Below are 18641 nucleotides of genomic sequence, written 5' to 3' on the forward strand. Positions count from 1 at the left end.
CGCGCCAAATCGGCCGGAATATAAGGGCGCGCAGCCGCAATGCAAAGCGACGGCACCCGTATCCGTTCCAGTGCCTCTGACATAAATTCCGCAAGAGGAGAACCCCCTCTCCCGCCCGGTGCGGCCTTTTCCAGCGCAAACCTGCGTGCTACCCGGTTAAACCGAAGCCAAGTGACTGATTCAGCAAGCGGAGATGGACCGATGGGTGAAACAAAGATCGACGTTCTCATCAAGGAAATGCAGAAGCTTTCCGCGGCGATCGAGCGCATTGCCGGCCCCGCTGCCGCCGCCAACGATTGGGACGCCGCCGAGTGTTTCGTCTGGGCGCCGGCAACGCACCATCTGCAGCCGGTCAAGAGACCGAACCGCATCGAACTTTCGCTGATCACAGGCGTCGATCATGTGCGCGACATCCTGGTCGACAACACCCAGCGCTTTGCCCAGGGTTATCCGGCAAACAACGTGCTTCTCTGGGGCGCTCGTGGCATGGGAAAATCCTCGCTGGTCAAATCCGTGCATGCGCAGGTCGCGCGGGATGCGGGTGTCGCGGTGAAGCTGGTGGAGGTACATCGCGAAGATATCGCGACGCTGCCTGCACTGATGGACATCCTGAAGTCGGCCCCCGTTCCGGTGATCGTCTTCTGCGACGATCTTTCCTTCGACCACGACGACACGTCCTACAAGTCGCTGAAAGCCGTGCTTGACGGCGGTGTCGAAGGGCGGCCGAACAACGTGCTGCTCTATGCGACATCGAACCGACGGCATCTCCTGCCGCGGCACATGATGGAAAACGAACAGTCAACCGCCATCAACCCGTCGGAGGCCGTCGAGGAAAAAGTGTCGCTTTCGGATCGTTTTGGCCTGTGGCTCGGTTTCCACAAATGCAGCCAGGACGACTACCTGGCGATGATCGACGGCTATGCGGCCCACTATGGCCTTGTGGTCGACAAGGACGCCCTGCACGCCGATGCACTGGAGTGGTCAACGACGCGGGGAGCAAGGTCCGGCCGCGTCGCCTGGCAGTTCATTCAGGATCTGGCCGGTCGCCTGCGCCACCGGCTGGACGGCTGAGCCGTCTATTCCAGGAAAGTTGCCGGGTTCACGGCGCTGGCGTTCTTGCGCACTTCGAAGTGGACCTGCGGCTGGCTTGCGCGACCGGTCATGCCGGAAGCGGCAAGGGTCTGGCCGCGCTGAACCTTCTGGCCGCGCTGGACCTTCAGTTCGGACGCGTTTCCGTAGACGGTGACAGTGCCATCGTCGTGACGAATGAGGACAGCGTTGCCCAGTTCCTTCAGGCTGCTGCCGGAGTAGATGACCACACCGTTTTCGGCAGCCTTGATCGGTGTGCCCTCGGGCACGGAGATGTTGATGCCGTCGTTGCGATTGCCATCGACATTGGCGCCATAGCCGGCAACGACTGCACCGCGAACCGGCCAGCGATACTTGCTGATGCCCGTCGACTTCGGCGATTCCTCGTCAACGTCAGGATTCTTGCTGGCGACTTCGGAGACGCTTTGCTTGGCCACCGGCGGCTGGTATTCAGCGGGCTTGCTCTTGTCGAGCGAAGCGACCTGGCCTTCTGCCTTCTTCGGAACGGAAGCCGTCTTGACCTGATCGGTGGCGGCGCCTGCGGCACCCGGCACCTTCAAAGTCTGGCCGACGCGGATCGATTCTGCCGTCAGGCCGTTGGCCTGCTTGAGCGCCCCGACTGAAACACCCGTTGCCTTTGCAATGCGGTTGAGCGAGTCGCCCGGCTTGACGGTGTAGGAACCATCGCCACCACCCTCGCCCGTCGAGGCGACCTTGCCTGCAGCCACATCGGTCTTGCCTACGCTCTTGTCGCGGGACTGCGACTGGCCGGGCAAGATCGCGACGTCGCGCTGGTCGGTCGGCAAGGGCGACGGCTGCCGCTTGCCGCCATCGACGTCGGTGAGCGTGTTGGAGGCGGCAGCCTTCGCCGCACTACTCGCGACACCGAAGGTTGGGATGACGAGGCGCTGACCGGGCTCGACCTGACCGGCAGTCTTCAAACCGTTGGCCTTCAGGATTTCCTTTTCAGGAACGCCGAAACGCTTGGAGAGAATGGCAACGCTGTCACCCTGGCGAACCATGACCGACGGCGCGTTCTGCGTCGTCCAGCCGCTCTTGCTCGCCGCCTCGTTGGCGGCAGCCGGCAATGCCTGCCGTGTCGCTGCGGACGCCTGCTCGACCTGGCGGGCGGCCGGGAATGGTTGCGGATCGACACCGCGGCTGGCGGTTGCCGTCGGTTCAGCGAGCGTCGAACGCTGCACATTCATCGGCGTCGAGGCAGCGCGCGCGGTGGACATCGGCGTGGATGATGTATTGACCGGATCGTAGGCGCCGCTTGCCGATGGGTAGGGCTGCCCAAGAGCCGAGTTGCGCGTGTCGGTCGGTGAAACGACCGCCATCTGGCCGTTGGCGACATCGCCGCGCGGCACCGGCGTCGTATTTCTCTGGATTGAGTTGGTGGTCAAGGCGTCCGACCGCGAGAACAAACCGTCGAAACGGCTGGCGTCGGAGCTGCAGCCGGTGGCAACACCTGCCAACAGGACCGCTGCACACAGGCGGATCGTGGACTTTCCAACCTTGGGAGATACAAACTGACGCATGACGCTTACCCACTCCGAACGCAACTCGATGTGGGTTTATTAAAGCGTATTAGAGTTACCGCGCGGTTAAGGTCGGCACCACCAAAGGCCTAGTTTGAGAGAATGCTAACCATAGAACGATGCGCGGCGCGCCAACAAGCGCACAATGAACCTAGATCAGTTCGGAATAAAGGCGCTCGATCTCCGAGACGGTGCGCCGCTCGGTTGGCTCGTCCTCATAGCTGATGCTCGTCAGATCCCAGGCAAAGATCTGTCGTCCCGCCGGTACCGCCGGCACTTCCGACAGAGCGGTCTTGTCTTCCTCGAGAAGCACACTCACCAGCGTCTGGAAGGTGGTCTCGGCCTCAAGGCCACTTGCCTGCTCGTATTCGAGCGAGCGTAGCCCGGCGACAGCCGCCTCACGTGTCCCGAAATAGCGCAGGCTATTCTGGTCTTCCGATCGCAGGCCATCGTAATACTCGATGAAGCCCTTGTAGTAGCCGCGATGGTCGCCAGTCTCGATAAACTTTCCGAAGGCCTGGTACTCTCGCAAGGCCAGTTGCGGCGACAAGCGGTTGTTCCATTCGTCGCGCGTCAGCGCGGGTTGCCCATCGGAGGACTTCCTGTTCTGGCTGAGGTAGAGCAGCGCATCGGCGGAAAGCGAAATGCGTGGCGTCGGATCGAAAAAGGTGGCCTGCATGGCCTGCGCAGCACTTTCGTCCTTGCCACCCGCACCGGATTGTCCAGTCGCACGACCGGCAAGATTGCCCAATCCGTCGCCTGATGTGGCAGCCGTCAGCCTGTTCGCGATCTGCATGTGCCGTCTCCGTCAACCGCACGACCAGATCACCTTTCCGAACCGCATAGAAATTCAGCGACTCGCAAGGCCAGACCTTTCGTGCAGTCGAAGGCGTATGGCGCGAAGCTTGCGCGAAACTGGAGGGATTAGGATTTTATTAACCAATGACCGATTGAGCGGGCGAGCGCCTACCCCAGCGTCAGGCGGCCAGGGCGATCATCTCACGACTGCGCTCTGACGCGCCTGTCTCGTCGACACATCACAATCCATGAACTTGGCCTTGCCGCGCGGCGCAGTGCAGCAAGCCAATCCCTCGGCATGAATGTGAGCAGAGTCGAGCGCAGAACCTCTTTGAGGCGGGCAGCCCCTTGGCTGCATCGATCAACTTGCCGCATCGATCCGCTCACGCGGCCCGCGGCTTAGAGGTAAGACGCCAGTTGCGTCACGATCGGAATGTAAGGCGCGTCAAACAGATCCTCGCGGTCGAAACGGCTGCCGGTGCGGCTGACACGAACCACCCGACAATGCGTTTCACTCATCATGATCGGAACCACCAGCGTTCCGCCGGAAACAAGGTGGTCGGAGAACATGCGCGGCAGACTGTTGAAAGCAGCGGTAATCAGGATGCGGTCGAACGTACCCTCGCCCGGCACCCCCGCGCTGCCATCGGCCTGGCGGACGATGACGTTGCGAACGCCTGATTTTTCCAGGTTCTTCTGGGCGGTGGCGACGAGTGTCTGATAGCGATCGATCGTCAGCACGCGCTCGGCAATGCGCCCCATCACCGCGGCGGTAAAGCCGCTGCCGGTGCCGACTTCCAGAATACGTTGGCCGGACTTGAGATTGAGGCAGTGCAGCAACCGAACCGCGAAGTCATATCCTTCCATGAACGAGCCGCAATCGAGCGGGATCGTTCGTTGGGAATATGCGTCCGCCTGGAATTGCGGAGGTGTGAAATGGCCGCGTTGCGTCTGCTCGACCGCGTTCAGTAGGCTCTGGTTGCTGATGCCCTCACCGCGAAGCCGCAGGACCATCGCCGCAAAGCCTTCCTGTTCCGAAACACGTCCGCTCAATCGACGGCCCCTTCGCTCAAGGCTCGCGCTAGGCGATCCTGCACAGTGTAGTCGGTCAGATCAAGCTTCAGCGGCGTCACCGAGATCCGGTTTTCCCGAAGGGCGTGGATGTCGGTACCGGCGCGGAAATCGCCAAAGCGCTCGCCAAAGCGCAGCCAGAAGTAAGGAAACCCACGGCCGTCGGAACGCTCGTCGATCGTCAAGCCGAAATCGAGCTTGCCTTGCGAGGTCACCTCCGTGCCGGCGACAGCGTCGGCAGAACATTTCGGGAAGTTGAGGTTGAGCAGCGTTCCATCAGGCAGGTCGACCGCCAGCAGATTTCGGATCAACGCAGGCGCATGGCGCTCGACGACATCCCAGGCAACGGCCTCTCCAACGACATGGCTATAGGCCTGGCTGAGCGCCATGGAGCGAATTCCCTGCAGCGTTCCCTCGATCGCGCCGGCAACGGTTCCGGAATAGGTCACGTCGTCCGCCATGTTCGCGCCGATATTGACACCCGAGAGCACGAGATCCGGCTTGCGGTCCAGCACCTTGCGCACGGCCATGATGACGCAGTCGGTCGGGGTGCCTCTCAGAGCAAACCGCCTCTCGGAGATCTGACGCAGGCGCAAAGGTTCCGACAGTGTCAGCGAATGGGCAAGACCGCTCTGATCCGCTTCGGGCGCCACCACCCAGACATCATCGGAAATTGTCCTCGCAATCCGCTCGAGGACCGCAAGGCCCTCGGCGTGGATGCCGTCGTCATTTGTCAGCAGGATCCGCATTGCGACTTCTTTCCCGTCAGGCCACTTTTTCGATACGCGTCTGGCCGCCCATATAGGGAAGCAGGACATCCGGCACCGAAACCGAACCATCGGCGTTCAGATAATTTTCGATAACGGCGATCAAGGCCCGGCCGACGGCGACGCCGGAGCCGTTCAACGAATGAACGAACCTCGTGCCCTTGTCTTCCTTGTTGCGGTAACGCGCATTCATGCGCCGCGCCTGGAAGTCGCCGCAGACCGAACAGGACGAAATCTCCCGGTAAGTATCCTGGCCCGGCAGCCAGACCTCGAGATCGTAGGTCTTGCGGGCGCCAAAGCCCATGTCGCCGGTGCAGAGCGTCATCACACGGTAGTGCAGCCCCAGACGCTTCAACACCTCTTCGGCACAGGCGGTCATGCGCTCATGCTCGGCAACGGATGTTTCCGCATCCGTGATCGAAACGAGTTCGACCTTGTTGAACTGGTGCTGGCGCAGCATGCCACGCGTGTCGCGGCCCGAAGAACCGGCCTCCGAACGGAAGGATGGCGTCAGCGCCGTGAAGCGCAGCGGCAGTTTTTCGCCGTCGAGAATCTGCTCGCGCACGATGTTGGTCAGTGGCACTTCGGCTGTCGGGATCAGCCAGCGGTCATCGGTGGTGCGGAACAGGTCCTCGGCAAATTTCGGCAATTGCCCGGTGCCGTACATCGCATCATCGCGCACCAGGAGCGGCGGCTGGACTTCGGTATAGCCATGCTCCTGGGTGTGCAGGTCGAGCATGAACTGGCCAAGCGCACGTTCGAGCCGTGCGAGCTGGCCCTTCAGGATGGTGAAGCGCGATCCGGCAATGCGCGCAGCGCCTTCGAAATCCATCAGCCCGAGCGCCTCGCCGACCTCGAAATGCTCGCGCGGCTGGTGGTTCCAGGTGGGCTTGGCGCCGATGACGCGCGTCACGACATTACCCGCCTCGTCCGAACCGACAGGGACGTCGTCGAGCGGAATGTTGGGCAGGCGCGACAGGGCGTCGTTCAGTGCGGCCTCGACCTGGCGGCTCTCTTCCTCCAGCGCCGGCATGGAGTTCTTGAGTTCGGCCACTTCGGCCTTGAGCTTTTCGGCAAGCTCGTTGTTCTTCTGCGCCATGGCTGCGCCGATATCCTTCGACGCCGCGTTGCGGCGCGACTGCATGTCCTGCAGCGACTGAAGGATCGTGCGGCGGCGTTCGTCGATGGCGATCAGCGACGCGGACGATGGTTCCGCGCCCCGCTTCGCCAGGGCGGCGTCCAGCACATCGGCATTCTCACGGATCCATTTGATATCAAGCATTGTCGTTCCACGCGTTTTTCAGGTCACGGCGCGGAACCGTCGAATGCTCAGCTCTGTGCAGAGCCAACCTCTTCGGAAGTTTCTTCCTGCGACTGGGCGGCATCGCGCTGGAGCGCATCCGCTGCCCGTCGTCTTTCGACGAGTCGCGCCATATGGATCGAAATTTCGTAGAGAAGGATGGCCGGCAGTGCAAGGCCGATCTGGGAAACCGGGTCCGGCGGCGTCAGGACGGCCGCGACGACGAAGGCGATCACAATCGCGTATTTGCGCTTCTCGGCAAGCCCCTGGGCAGTGACGAACCCCACACGCGCAAGCAGTGTGGTGATCACCGGCAGCTGGAACACGAGGCCGAAAGCAAAGACCAGCGACATGATCAGGCTCAGATATTCCGAGACCTTCGGCAGAAGCTGGATCGCCACATGGCCCTCGTCAGCGCCCTGTTCCATCGCCAGGAAGAACCACATGACCATCGGCGTGAAGAAGAAATAGACCAGCGCGCCGCCAAGCAGGAACAGAAGCGGCGAAGCGATCAGGAACGGCAGAAATGCCGCGCGTTCGTTTTTGTATAGACCCGGAGCAACGAACTTGTAGATCTGCGACGCGATAACCGGAAAGGCGATCACCAAGGCGCCGAACATCGCCACCTTGATCTGTGTGAAGAAGAATTCCTGCGGCGCCGTATAGATCAGCTCGACATTGCGTTGATCCATCCCCGCCCAGGCAACCGCCCATTTGAACGGCAGAACCAGCAGGTTGAACAGACCCTTGGCAAAATAGAAGCAGACGAGAAAGGCGATGAAGAACGCACCAACGGCCCACATCAGCCGCTTTCTGAGCTCGATCAGATGTTCGATCAGCGGCTGCGGCCGGTCCTCGATATCGCCGCTCATGCGTCACCTTTCTTGCGCGTTGTCGCGCGTGTCTTTTGTGTCGTTTCTTTTGGCGCCTCGACAACGGCCTTGCTGGGCTTCTTGACGGCCGGCTTCTTCGCGGCAGCCTTGGCGGGCGCCACCTCCGCTGCGGCCGCCTTCGTGACGGAAGCCTTCTTTGGCGCCGAGGCTGTGTCGGCCTTTGCCTTCGCTGTCCGCTTCGGCTTTACTGCAGGCTCAGCCGTTTCGGCTCGCTGCATCTGGCGGCTGGCAGAGCCGATTGCCGCAGCCGCAACACTGTCTGCCGGCTTTGCCTCAGCCGCAGCGACGACAGGAGCAGTCACCGGCTCTGCGGAGGTGACTGCAGGCTCTGGTGAGGGAACCGAAGGCTTGTCCGGCGTGGCTGCCTTCTGGAGATCGGATTTGATCTCGTTGCCGATCTGGCGCAACGGATTCATGGCATCGCGCAACGCATTTGCCGGATTGAGGCTTTGCGCATCGCTGATCGTCTTGCGGACATCTTCGAGGTCCGCCTCGCGCAGCGCCTCATCGAATTGCTGACGGAAATCAGAGGCCATACCACGCAACTTCGACGTCATGCGGCCAAAGGCCCGCAACATCGGCGGCAAATCCTTCGGTCCGACAACAACGATCAATACGATGGCAATGACGACTAGTTCGGTCCAGCCGATATCAAGCATTCGATATGTCCTGCAAACCCGTGATGCAGCCGGCCGGGACGAAATCCCAGCCTGGCCCTATCGGTGCTCGATCTTTAGCGAACTTCGTCAGACTTGTGATCGACAGTCTTGCCGTCGAGCGGCTTGTCGGCAGAGGCGACGTCATCGTCGTTCATGCCTTTTTTGAAGCTCTTGATGCCCTTGGCAACGTCGCCCATCAGTTCCGGAATCTTGCCGCGGCCGAACAACAACAACACCACGACCAGAACGATCAGCCAGTGCCAGATACTAAAGGAACCCATGCGTTTACTCCCTCTGAGCCTTCCCCGATTTAGGCTCTATTCGCGTGTCAATTTTCAGGCGCGCCACCAGCACAGCCTCATTTCGTCACAGACCCTAAGATGTCGGAACATCTTTTTCAAACAGCAATATATCGCGCTCGTTAACTGAAAGCATTACATCGCGCAATCCTTGCGGCAATTGGTCCGCCCGGATGCGAGCGCGCACTGTTCCGTCGCAGCCCGGCACAGCCAGCTCTAGCAGTTCGACGACGCCGATGAAACGACGCGACACGATCCGTGCCTGTATATCGCCCTCGTCTTCGCCGACATGCAGGCCCGATAGTCGCACGGCTACGGAAAGATGCTGCCCGTCGCGATACCTGCCGGCATCCACGCCACCAAGCGGCGTGTCAACGCGGCCGTCCCGCACTCGCGCCTCGAACACGTTGATTTCAGAAAAGAAACCGGCGGCAAAAAGGTCCCGTGGCTTGCGATAAAGCTCGTCGGCGGTACCGACCTGCACCAGACGTCCATCCTTGAGCAGAGCGATCCGGTCGGCCATGCGCATCGCCTCCTCGGCATCATGCGTGACGACAATCGCTGTGGCTCGGGTCTCCCGCAGGATGGCAAGCGTATCGGCGCGGATCGAATCCTTGAGCCGCGAGTCGAGCCCCGAAAAAGGTTCATCCATCAGCAACACGGCCGGCCGTGGTGCGAGCGCACGGGCAAGTGCCACGCGCTGCTGCTCGCCGCCTGAAAGCACATGGGGATAACGGTCGGCATAATGCGACAGGCCCACCCGCTCCAGCGCCGCATCGGCCTGGATCAACGCCTCTCTCTTGGGAAGAGCGGTCAGTCCAAAGCGAACGTTGTCGCGGATGGTCATGTGGGGAAACAGCGCGAAGTCCTGGAACATCAGCCCGACACCACGCTTTTCCGGCGGCAGGAAAATCGATGGGCCGGAAATCTCCTGCCCATTGAGCAGGAGGCGGCCCGCACTTTGCATCTCGATGCCGGCGGCAATTCGCAACAGCGTCGTCTTGCCGGAACCGGAGGGACCGAGCAGGCATAGGACCTCGCCGGCCTTTGCCGCCAGGCTGACGCCCTTGATCGTTTCCTTGGAGTGATAGCTGTGGTGGATATCCTCGAATGTCAGGCTCGCCGCGAAAGATACGCCCGCCGTCCGTCGCGTTGCCATGACGGGCACGTGCTGCGTATCTGAAACCATGCTGCGTATTCCTTGACACCGGTGGCACCGCAGCGACCATGCCGGGTGCAGGCTCGACGGAGAAAGCCGATATCTCCAATCAGGTTTTTAATCGGCCTCTTCACCCTTCGGAGTCAAGAGCCCCAGCTCCTCCAGATCGAGCTGGGTGATCGGATCCTCGTTTTCCGCCAAGTCATCATCGCCCATGGGCACGGGAATATGCAGGTTGGACGGGACGCGGCCGGATAGAAGCCCCGCACCCTTCAATTCCTCGATGCCGGGCAGATCGCGCAGTTCCTCCAGACCGAAGTGGTCGAGAAAATCGCGTGTCGTTCCGAAGGTGACCGGACGCCCAGGCGTTCGCCGGCGGCCGCGGAAGCGGACCCAACCGGCCTCCATCAACACATCGAGCGTGCCCTTGGACGTCTGCACACCACGAATATCTTCAATCTCGGCACGAGTGACTGGCTGGTGATAGGCGATGATCGCCAGGACTTCGAGCGCGGCACGCGACAGCTTGCGAACCTCCTGCTCGTCGGTCTGCACGACGAAGGACAGATCGGCGGCAGTCCGGAACGCCCAGTGATCGGCCACCTGCACCAGGTTGACGCCGCGGCTGGCATAAATCGCCTTCAGCCGCGCCATGATACGCGGGACTTTGGTGCCGCCCGGCAGGCGGCTCGCAATGTAAGTCTCCGAGACCGGCTGTGCAGAGGCAAAGACCAGCGCTTCGGCAATTCGCTCGGCTTCCTGTTCCGCACGTGGATCGATGAGAGGACCGTCGTTCTCGCCCTCTTCTTCGTCCACGCCGGGCAAGTATTTCTGCGGCTCAGCCACGGGCTGCCTCCATATCGGCGAGCGTTGCGGCATCGATCGGGTTTGGCCCGCGCCGCAGATAAATCGGCGCGAACGCTTCCTCCTGGCGGATTTCCAGCCGTCCCTCGCGCACCATTTCCAGTGACGCCGCAAACGAACTGGCGATCGCCGTCGCCCGCTCTTTCGGCGTCGTCATGTAACGCAGAAGGAAGTGATCGAGTGCGGTCCAGTCATCGAGGTGACCGATCATGCGCGCCAGGATCAATCGCGCATCGGCAAGCGACCAGACATGGCGCTTTTCGATCGTTACCTGCGTAATCGCCGTGCGTTGCCGCAAACCCGCATAAGCGGAAAGCAGATCATAGAGCGAAGCATCGTAGTCCGACTTCCGCTCGGTGACGATATGCTCCGGCGCGCCCCGGACAAAGACATCGCGACCGAGACGGTTTCGATTGATCAGCCGGGTCGCGGCCTCACGCATCGCTTCGAGGCGCTTCAACCGGAACGCCAGCGCCGAGGCCATCTCCTCGCCCGAAGGGCCGTCGTCCTTGGCCTGCTGCGGGATCAGCAGCCGCGATTTGAGATAGGCAAGCCAGGCCGCCATGACGAGATAGTCGGCGGCCAGTTCGATGCGGATGCTGCGCGCCCGCTCGACGAAGGCGATGTATTGCTCGGCAAGCGCCAGCACCGAGATGCGGGCAAGATCGACCCGTTGGCTGCGGGCAAGATGGAGAAGCAGATCGAGCGGGCCTTCGAAGCCGGCGATGTCGATGACAAGCGCCTCTTCGTGCAGCCCCCGCTCCGCGGTCTCGTCCTGCCACAGAGGATCCATCGGCGCTTTCGGCCCGGACCTTCCCTGTTTTTCGCCCACACTACTCACGACAGCCCGATCCTTTCCCGCCGGCCGTACCCGTCCTCAAACAGTTGCGAACAGACCGTTGAACTCGGCCCGCAGGTCCTGTTCGTTCGCATTGTCCGGCTTGCGGAAGGCGGCCTCGGCGGCCCTTACCCTGCGCAATGTCTCTCCCGCCAGAACCGGGACGACATCCGCTACAGCCTTCATCTCGTCCATTATGCCATGACAATGCAAGACAAGATCAAGCCCGGCGTCGATGATGTTGCGCGCGCGGGTCGACATGTCGCCGGCCAGCGCGTTCATCGAAACGTCGTCGGACATCAGCAGTCCGTCGAAACCGATGTGACCGCGGATGACTTCACGCACCACCTTGGCGGACGTCGTTGCCGGATTGTCCGGATCGATCGCCGTAAAGACCATGTGCGCCGACATGGCCATGACCTCGTCCTTCATCGCGATGAAGGGCAGGAAATCGCTCTTGGCGAGTTCCTCGAATGTCTCGCTGACCACAGGCAGGCTGTGGTGGGAATCGACGAAGGTGCGGCCATGGCCAGGCATATGCTTCATCACAGGCAGCATGCCGCCGGACTTCAGACCTTCCGCCATCGCCCGGCCGATCGCCGTCACGCTTAGCGGATCGTGTCCATAGGCGCGATTGCCGATGACATCGTGACTGCCGGGAACGGGCACGTCGAGCACCGGCAGGCAATCGACCGTGATACCGAAGCGCATCAGATCGAAGGCGTGCAGCCGCCCCATCAACCAGGCCGCCCGCAGGCCGCCTTCGGCATCGCGGCGATAGATTTCACCGATCGCGGCACCGTTCGGGTACTGCTGGACAAGTGGCGGCCGAATGCGCTGGACGCGCCCGCCTTCCTGGTCGATCAGCACGGGTGCCGCTGGATCGCCGATACTATCGCGCAGGGCTGCGACCAGATCGAAAATCTGCTGTTCGTCACCGATATTGCGACCAAAGAGGATAAAGCCCCAGGGACGCTCGGCATCAAAGAAGCTGCGCTCTTCGCCCGAAAGCGAAAGACCTTTGCAGCCGGAGATAAATGCTTTTGATTCGCTCATCCGAAAAGCATAGTGCGCCACTTGCCGGCAGCGAAGCGAGAATAATCATCGGTGTGCGTCATGCACAGACTACTGACGCTGAAACAGGAAGGGCGCGGCATCTCTGCCGCGCCCTTCCCGTAACACTATTCCCGCGTTGACTACTTGGTGACGAGGCAGCTGCCGCCTGCACCCTTGTAGCGCGAGCAAAGGGCGTTGGCTTCTTCACGCGAGCCGGCCGGGATGCGGACACGATAGTAGGTGCCCTTGCCCGCAATTTCCGCCTTGCGGATATCCACACCGCGACCGCCAATAACGCTTCCGAACTTGTTGGAAAGGCTGTTGTAGGACTTCTGCGCTTCAGCCTCGGATGGCAGCGACGCCACCTGGATGAAGTAGGTGCCAGCCGGAACGGATGCGGTGGAAACCTGCTGGGTATCCGCTGGAACGTTGGCCGCGGCCTGCGTTTCCGCCGGGCGCGCAGTTGCGGCTGCAGCCACATTGGCCGCCTGTTCGGTCGGGCGGGTCTGCGGCAAGGGTGCCTGGTCGCCCGCGTCGACAGTCGCGTTGCTTGCGGCGGCAAGTGCGACCTGGTCGGTGCTGGCCGGCGCCTGTCCGGCTGCCCGAAGCTCGGAACCGGCGCCCGCGGCAGTGGCCTGGCCCTCGGCGCCTGACGCAGCAACCTGACCGGACGCCGTTGCCGGAACCGGTTGAGCATTGCCGGCGACTTCCGCGACAGGTGCAGCAACCGGCTCTTCGCGGGCGACGAGCGTGCCGTCCGGCTTAACGATCATCGTGCGGACTTTTCGCGGTGCGACAGCGGGAGCCTTGTCCTCTTCCTGATCGGCCGGCGCAGCAGCGCCGTCGTCAGGCAGAAGGCGGGCAGACTCTTCGTCCGCATTCGGCGACGTCACGCCGAGTGCATCCGCTTCATCGCTGCTGTCATTCGGCAGGTTTTCCGGTGTCAGCGTCCGCTGCACGACATCCATCGGTTCCTCGGTGGAAGAGACGAGCGCCTCCTGGCGAGGACCTGTGCCCTGTGCACCGGCAACGCGGTCATAGACGGCCTTGTCCTGGTTCGGCACGGTCTTCCCGCCCTTTTCCTCCGGCACGACCTTCACCGGCGATTTGTCAGCGAGAATGATCTTGGGTCCTTCACCGGACGACGCGGCATCGCTGCCACCCATCCATGCGTAGACGCCTGCACCGCCGAGAATGATGACGCCGGCGACGCTTGCGGCCAGCAGCATTGCGCGCTGCGAGCGGCGACCGGAACCGTACTCCTTATAAACACCCTCTTCGTCCTGGCCGGACATCGGCTGCACGCGCTCAGATTCGCGCGGCGTGGTCTGGCGTTCAACCATCGAGCGACGGAAGTCTTCTTCCATCGCCTTCTCGAACTCGTCGAAATCATCCATCGGGGCAGCGCCGAACGATGCAGCCGGCTTGGCTGCTGGCGCAGCGCGCGCAGGTTCACGAACCTCCGCGGGGCGAGCCTGTGTCTCCCTGGCGGACGGTGCCGGCGTGCCGAAAAGCTGTGCCATTTCCGCGTCGATATCGAGATCATAGTCGGCGGGATAGGCGACCGGCTTTTCCGTCTCGATGACCGGCAACTGCGGCACCTCCATGTCGGCGATCGGAGCGACACCGGTGTCGGCTTCGGCGATCATCGAGGGATCGAAAGGCAACGCGCTTTCAACAGGAGCCTCTTCGATTTCGATGGGCGCTGCTGCGATCGGCGGCGCGACGAAAGGCTCTTCACGCTGCGGAGGCGCCTGCTCGACGGCTGCGAAAACAGGTTCCTGAATGGCAGTCGCCAGATCTTCAGAAGCATCGAATGCCGGGAGTTCCATCTCCAGCGCCACATCCGAGAGCTCCATTTCGAAGTTCTCGATGTCGAAGCTCGGCTCGTTCTCTGGCTCAATAGCCGGGTGAACAGGCTCAACGACGGCCTCAGGGGCAACAGGTGCGGCCGCTCGGACAGCGACTGCAGCGGCAGCAACTGCGGGGATCGAAGAGACGATCGGACCGGCGAAGGCACGTTGCTGACCGACGCCGGAGGCCGAGGCGACCGGAGTGGCGCGGCTGAAAGTCGGCGTGAAGGGGTACGGGCTCTTCTTGACGGGAGCTGCTCCGGTTGCGACCGGCTCAGCCCGTGCATGGACGGCGGGATGGGTGTGAACCGCGGCGGCGACCAACCCCGTTGCAGCCGGCACCGGGAACCGCTCGATATCGGCAAGAAGCTCGTCGACAGCATTGCCGGTTATCGGCTCTGCCGCAATTGGAGCGGCCTGTTCGATCACGGCCGGTTCGTACGCATATTGATTGTCCAGCGCATAGGCATTGCTGCCGTCGGCAGCCGGAGCGACTTCGAACGTTGGGTCAACCGCCAAAGAAGCCTGCTCGGCCGCCATTTCGCTGGTGAAATCCGAAACGTCGAACGCAATATCCTCGACCGGCGCATGCCATTCTTCAGGTGCCGCTATGTGCTGCTCGACCGACGCAAACTCCGCCGCTGGAGAAAGATCGACGTCGCCAAGCGAAAGCTCGAGCTCATGCTCCAGATCGAAGGTCGGTTCGGCCTCTTCGGAAACGAAGCCGTATGCGACCGGGTCAGCGACCGGAGTGGAAGGCGCCTCAGGAAAAGCGACGACTTCGGCATGAGCGTGGTCGATCTCGCCGGAGGGAGCGACGGTCTCTGCCCATGGCTCCACGAATTCAGCTGGCTGATACGTTGGCTCGAGCGCCTGCACCTCTTCAACCGGGGCCGATTCGGGCGCAGCAAACTCGGACGGCTCAAATTCAAGCGCCGGCTCAACCTGCTGAACCTCTTGCGCTACAGAAGCGATAGGTTCAACCGGTCCATTGTCCGGCTGAACATTTGCCGCGCGCGGCGCGTCATAGGTATCGAACTCTCGAAGAAGCTCTTCCTCGAGGTCGAACGCCGGATCCTGCCGGACGGCTTCCTGGTGGCGTTGCAATTCCTGCAACTGCTGGACAGCCGGCCGGGCATCGTAGCCGACGATCCGGGCGAGTTCGGCCAACGGATCATCGTCTGCCAATACATCGAATTCGGCCGGCCCGCTTCGTGCGAATTGTTTGTCTGCCATGCTCTCCACTCACAATTGCCTGCATTCACTTGCCAGTGCATTGTGGGAAAATGGTGACAATACTTATCGCATTTCTTCCGGTGCGGAGGTGCCTGTAATGGACAGGCCCGACTTCAGTACGGAAGCGACAGCATGCACCAGCCCGAGTCTGGCAGTACTTAATTCTCTATTTTTATCGTTAACAAAACGTAATTCCGGATTCTCTTTACCTTTGTTCCAGTGTCCATGGAAGGCAGCGGCAAGATCGTACAGGTAAAACGCGATGCGATGCGGCTCTTGCGCCAGTGCCGCAGCCTCGACCACACGCGGATATTCTGCGAGCTTGGCCACCAGCTGCAGCTCCGCCGGATCGACGATCGCGCCGTTGATTGCGCCGGCAAAATCGACGGAAGACAGGTCGAGATCGGGGAAAGCGTCCCCCGCCTGGCGGAAAACTGACCGGCAACGGGCATGGGCATACTGCACGTAGAAGACCGGGTTATCCTTGGACTGTTCTGTCACCTTGGCAAAATCGAAATCCAGCGGCTCGGAGTTCTTCCGGTAGATCATCATGAACCGCACCGGGTCGCGACCGACTTCGTCAACGACGTCGCGCAGCGTCACGAAGTCGCCCGAGCGCTTGGACATCTTGACCGGCTCACCCTCACGGTAGAGCTTGACCAACTGGCAAAGCAGCACAGTCAGCTTCGACGCGCCGCCGGACACCGCCCGGGCCAGCGCCTCCAGGCGCTTGACGTACCCACCGTGGTCGGCGCCAAGCACATAGATCATCTCGTCGAAACCGCGGTCGAACTTGTCCTTGAAGTAAGCAACGTCGGCGGCGAAGTAGGTATAACTTCCATCCGACTTGATCAAAGGCCGATCGATATCGTCACCGACCTCGGTCGAGCGGAACAGCGTCTGCTCGCGGTCTTCCCAGTCCTCGGGCAGTTGTCCCTTCGGCGGCGGCAGCGTGCCCTTGTAGACATGCCCCTTGAAAGTCAGGTCGTTGATCGCGGTGCGGATCTTCGCGGCGCCATTGGCGTGCAGGGTCCGCTCCGAGAAGAAGATGTCGTGGGTGACGTTCAACGCGGCAAGATCCTCACGGATCATCACCATCATCGCGTCGATGGTGCGCTCCTTGACGAGCGGCATCCACTTGTCCTCCGGCATCAACCGCAGGCTGGTGCCGAACTCGTCGGCAAGCGCCTCGCCCACGGGCACGAGATAGTCGCCGGGATAGAGGCCGGACGGGATCTCACCGATCTCCTCGCCAAGCGCCTGCCGGTAGCGAAGGAAGGCCGAACGCGCCAAGACATCGATCTGCGAACCGGCGTCATTGATGTAATATTCCTTGGTCACCTCGTAGCCGGCGAAGGCCAACAGGTTTGCAAGGGCGTCGCCGACGACAGCACCACGGCAATGGCCGACATGCATCGGCCCCGTCGGATTGGCCGACACGTATTCGACATTGACCTTGCGACCGGCGCCGGTGGTGCTGCGGCCATAGTCGGCGCCGGAGCGAACCATCACCGTCAACAGCTTCTGCCAATAGGAAACCGAAAGCCGCACGTTGATGAAGCCAGGACCGGCAACGGAGACATCCGTGACCTCGGGGTCCTGCTGGAGCTTTTCGACGATCAGGTCGGCAAGCGCGCGCGGATTCATCCCCAGCGGCTTGGCAAGCACCATTGCGGCATTGGTCGCGACATCGCCATGGCTGGGGTCGCGCGGCGGCTCGACATTGATACGGCTGAAATCAAGCTCGGATCGCTTTTCTCGAACGGCATCAAGCGTTTCGAGAATATCCTTAATTCTTGATTCGAAGTCCGTGAAGAGATTCATCTGATCCGTCCGCTTTTCCCGACAGAATATGGTCGGTGCAAAACTCAAAAGGAGGCTCGGTTCGCTTGAACCAAAAGCCTCCGGGCGGGGCGTCCCTACCGCAAATCGGGCGTATGGTCAAACAAACGCCTGTGAACGCTGATGGCAAAGGTATCCGTCATGCCTGCCAGATAATCGCCGACATGCCGCGCCCGCGCAGGCTCGGCCATCCCCGGGATCTGGTCGATCCAATAGTGTTCGCGCATCAGCAAGGGGTCGGCCATGAAGGCACGGTAGAGATCGCAAACGATCGACGCAGCACCTTCGCGCACCCGCATCACCTCCGGGTGGCGATAGATGCGTGTCATCAGCAGCCTTTTGATCTGCTTGTCGGTCTCGCTCATTTCTTCCGAAAACGTCGCCATGACCTTGCCGGCCTGCCTGACATCCGTGGCACTTTCTGGCCTCACATCCGCAAGACGGGCTTGCGCGACCGAAATCACGTCTTCGACCATCGCCGTAATCTGACGTCGCATGATCTCGTGGGTGAAGCGGCCTGCCTCCAAACCGGGGTAGCGATCGCTGACCTCGCGCATCAGGCGAGCGAGGAACGGCACGTCTTCCAGCATCTCGAAAGTCAGATAGCCGGACCTGAGACCATCATCGATGTCATGGGTGTTGTAGGCAATGTCGTCTGCGATAGCTGCCACCTGCGCCTCAAGGCTGGCGAAGCTCGCGAGTTCGAGATCGTGAATGGCGCAATAGTCCAGGATCGGCTGAGGCACCGGACCGTGCGTGCCCTGCCCGTCGAGCGTCAGAAGCGGCCCGTTGTGCTTCACGAGCCCTTCCAGGCTTTCCCAGGTGAGGTTCAGGCCATCGAACTCGGCATAGCGCCGCTCGAGCTTGGTGACGATGCGCAGCGATTGGGCATTGTGATCGAAGCCGCCATAGGGCTTGAGCATGTCATGCAGCGCATCCTCGCCCGTATGCCCGAACGGGGTGTGGCCAAAATCATGGACGAGCGCCACGCCTTCGGCGAGATCCTCGTCAAGCTTCAACGCCCGCGCCAGGGCGCGAGCGATCTGCGCCACTTCGATCGTGTGGGTCAGGCGGGTGCGATAGTGGTCGCCGTCGGCGGCGATGAAAACCTGCGTCTTGTGTTTCAGCCGGCGAAAGGCGGTCGTATGCACGATGCGGTCACGGTCGCGTTGAAAATCGGATCGCGTCGGGCTTGTCGCCTCCGGGTAGAGCCTGCCGCGTGTCGTCCAGGGATTCGACGCGAATGGCGCATGTTCACCGTAACCGAAGCCGAGCGCATTTTTGTCGAACGTCATCTCACACCTGCGTGGTCGTCCCATTGACGGGACATTCAAGCCTTCATACCTATAGTGAAAGCTACGGGAAAGCGTCGACCA

The 18641-nt window shown here is 61.5% G+C and carries 16 protein-coding genes; 1 reads left to right on the forward strand and 15 read right to left on the reverse strand.

Annotated elements, in window-relative coordinates:
* The first annotated feature begins 201 nt into the window (after positions 1 to 201).
* A complete protein-coding gene (locus tag BLJAPNOD_RS15080; protein WP_115420383.1) occupies positions 202 to 1071 on the forward strand; it encodes an ATP-binding protein in 870 nt (289 codons plus the stop codon).
* Between the two features lie 5 nt (positions 1072 to 1076).
* Here BLJAPNOD_RS15080 and BLJAPNOD_RS15085 read toward each other — a convergent pair whose 3' ends face one another.
* The 15 genes from BLJAPNOD_RS15085 to BLJAPNOD_RS15155 all read right to left on the reverse strand — a co-directional run bounded on the left by BLJAPNOD_RS15085 (position 1077) and on the right by BLJAPNOD_RS15155 (position 18560).
* Positions 1077 to 2630, reverse strand: coding sequence for a peptidoglycan DD-metalloendopeptidase family protein (locus BLJAPNOD_RS15085; RefSeq protein ID WP_115420384.1), 1554 nt, complete (start codon positions 2628 to 2630; stop codon positions 1077 to 1079).
* A gap of 151 nt (positions 2631 to 2781) precedes the next feature.
* Positions 2782 to 3426, reverse strand: coding sequence for a biotin biosynthesis protein BioC (locus BLJAPNOD_RS15090; protein ID WP_115420385.1), 645 nt, complete (start codon positions 3424 to 3426; stop codon positions 2782 to 2784).
* A gap of 401 nt (positions 3427 to 3827) precedes the next feature.
* Positions 3828 to 4481, reverse strand: coding sequence for a protein-L-isoaspartate(D-aspartate) O-methyltransferase (locus BLJAPNOD_RS15095; protein WP_077498262.1), 654 nt, complete (start codon positions 4479 to 4481; stop codon positions 3828 to 3830).
* Positions 4478 to 5248 (reverse strand): 5'/3'-nucleotidase SurE, encoded by a 771-nt coding sequence (gene surE / locus BLJAPNOD_RS15100; protein ID WP_077498263.1) that lies wholly within the window; start codon positions 5246 to 5248, stop codon positions 4478 to 4480. The genes BLJAPNOD_RS15095 and surE overlap by 4 nt, the downstream gene beginning before the upstream one ends.
* Positions 5249 to 5264: 16 nt before the next feature.
* The gene (serS, locus tag BLJAPNOD_RS15105; RefSeq protein ID WP_115420386.1) at positions 5265 to 6548 is read right to left on the reverse strand and encodes a serine--tRNA ligase; all 1284 of its coding nucleotides are present in this window, start codon (positions 6546 to 6548) and stop codon (positions 5265 to 5267) included.
* A 47-nt stretch (positions 6549 to 6595) separates the two neighbouring features.
* Positions 6596 to 7438 carry a twin-arginine translocase subunit TatC gene (gene tatC / locus BLJAPNOD_RS15110; protein ID WP_077498265.1) on the reverse strand — a complete coding sequence of 281 codons (843 nt, stop codon included), beginning with the start codon at positions 7436 to 7438 and terminating at the stop codon, positions 6596 to 6598.
* Positions 7435 to 8118 (reverse strand): Sec-independent protein translocase protein TatB, encoded by a 684-nt coding sequence (gene tatB, locus BLJAPNOD_RS15115; RefSeq protein ID WP_077498266.1) that lies wholly within the window; start codon positions 8116 to 8118, stop codon positions 7435 to 7437. The genes tatC and tatB overlap by 4 nt, the downstream gene beginning before the upstream one ends.
* Positions 8119 to 8192: 74 nt before the next feature.
* Positions 8193 to 8399, reverse strand: a complete 207-nt coding sequence (locus BLJAPNOD_RS15120; protein WP_025426854.1) for a twin-arginine translocase TatA/TatE family subunit — start codon at positions 8397 to 8399, stop codon at positions 8193 to 8195.
* Between the two features lie 94 nt (positions 8400 to 8493).
* On the reverse strand, positions 8494 to 9606 hold the full coding sequence (locus BLJAPNOD_RS15125) for an ABC transporter ATP-binding protein (protein ID WP_077498267.1): 1113 nt from the start codon (positions 9604 to 9606) through the stop codon (positions 8494 to 8496).
* A gap of 87 nt (positions 9607 to 9693) precedes the next feature.
* A complete protein-coding gene (scpB, locus tag BLJAPNOD_RS15130; RefSeq protein WP_115420387.1) occupies positions 9694 to 10422 on the reverse strand; it encodes an SMC-Scp complex subunit ScpB in 729 nt (242 codons plus the stop codon).
* Positions 10415 to 11233, reverse strand: coding sequence for a ScpA family protein (locus BLJAPNOD_RS15135; RefSeq protein WP_115420388.1), 819 nt, complete (start codon positions 11231 to 11233; stop codon positions 10415 to 10417). The genes scpB and BLJAPNOD_RS15135 overlap by 8 nt, the downstream gene beginning before the upstream one ends.
* Positions 11234 to 11317: 84 nt before the next feature.
* Entirely contained in the window at positions 11318 to 12334 is a 1017-nt protein-coding gene (gene nagZ, locus BLJAPNOD_RS15140; RefSeq protein WP_115420389.1) for a beta-N-acetylhexosaminidase, read from the reverse strand.
* Positions 12335 to 12474: 140 nt separating this feature from the next.
* Entirely contained in the window at positions 12475 to 15423 is a 2949-nt protein-coding gene (locus BLJAPNOD_RS15145; RefSeq protein WP_115420390.1) for an SPOR domain-containing protein, read from the reverse strand.
* 63 nt (positions 15424 to 15486) lie between these two features.
* Entirely contained in the window at positions 15487 to 17247 is a 1761-nt protein-coding gene (argS, locus tag BLJAPNOD_RS15150; RefSeq protein WP_115420391.1) for an arginine--tRNA ligase, read from the reverse strand.
* Between the two features lie 95 nt (positions 17248 to 17342).
* Positions 17343 to 18560: a deoxyguanosinetriphosphate triphosphohydrolase gene (locus tag BLJAPNOD_RS15155; protein WP_115420392.1), complete on the reverse strand. Its 1218-nt coding sequence runs from the start codon at positions 18558 to 18560 to the stop codon at positions 17343 to 17345.
* Positions 18561 to 18641: the final 81 nt, after the last annotated feature.

The sequence above is a fragment of the Ensifer sp. M14 genome (assembly GCF_003355565.1).
GTDB lineage: Bacteria > Pseudomonadota > Alphaproteobacteria > Rhizobiales > Rhizobiaceae > Ensifer.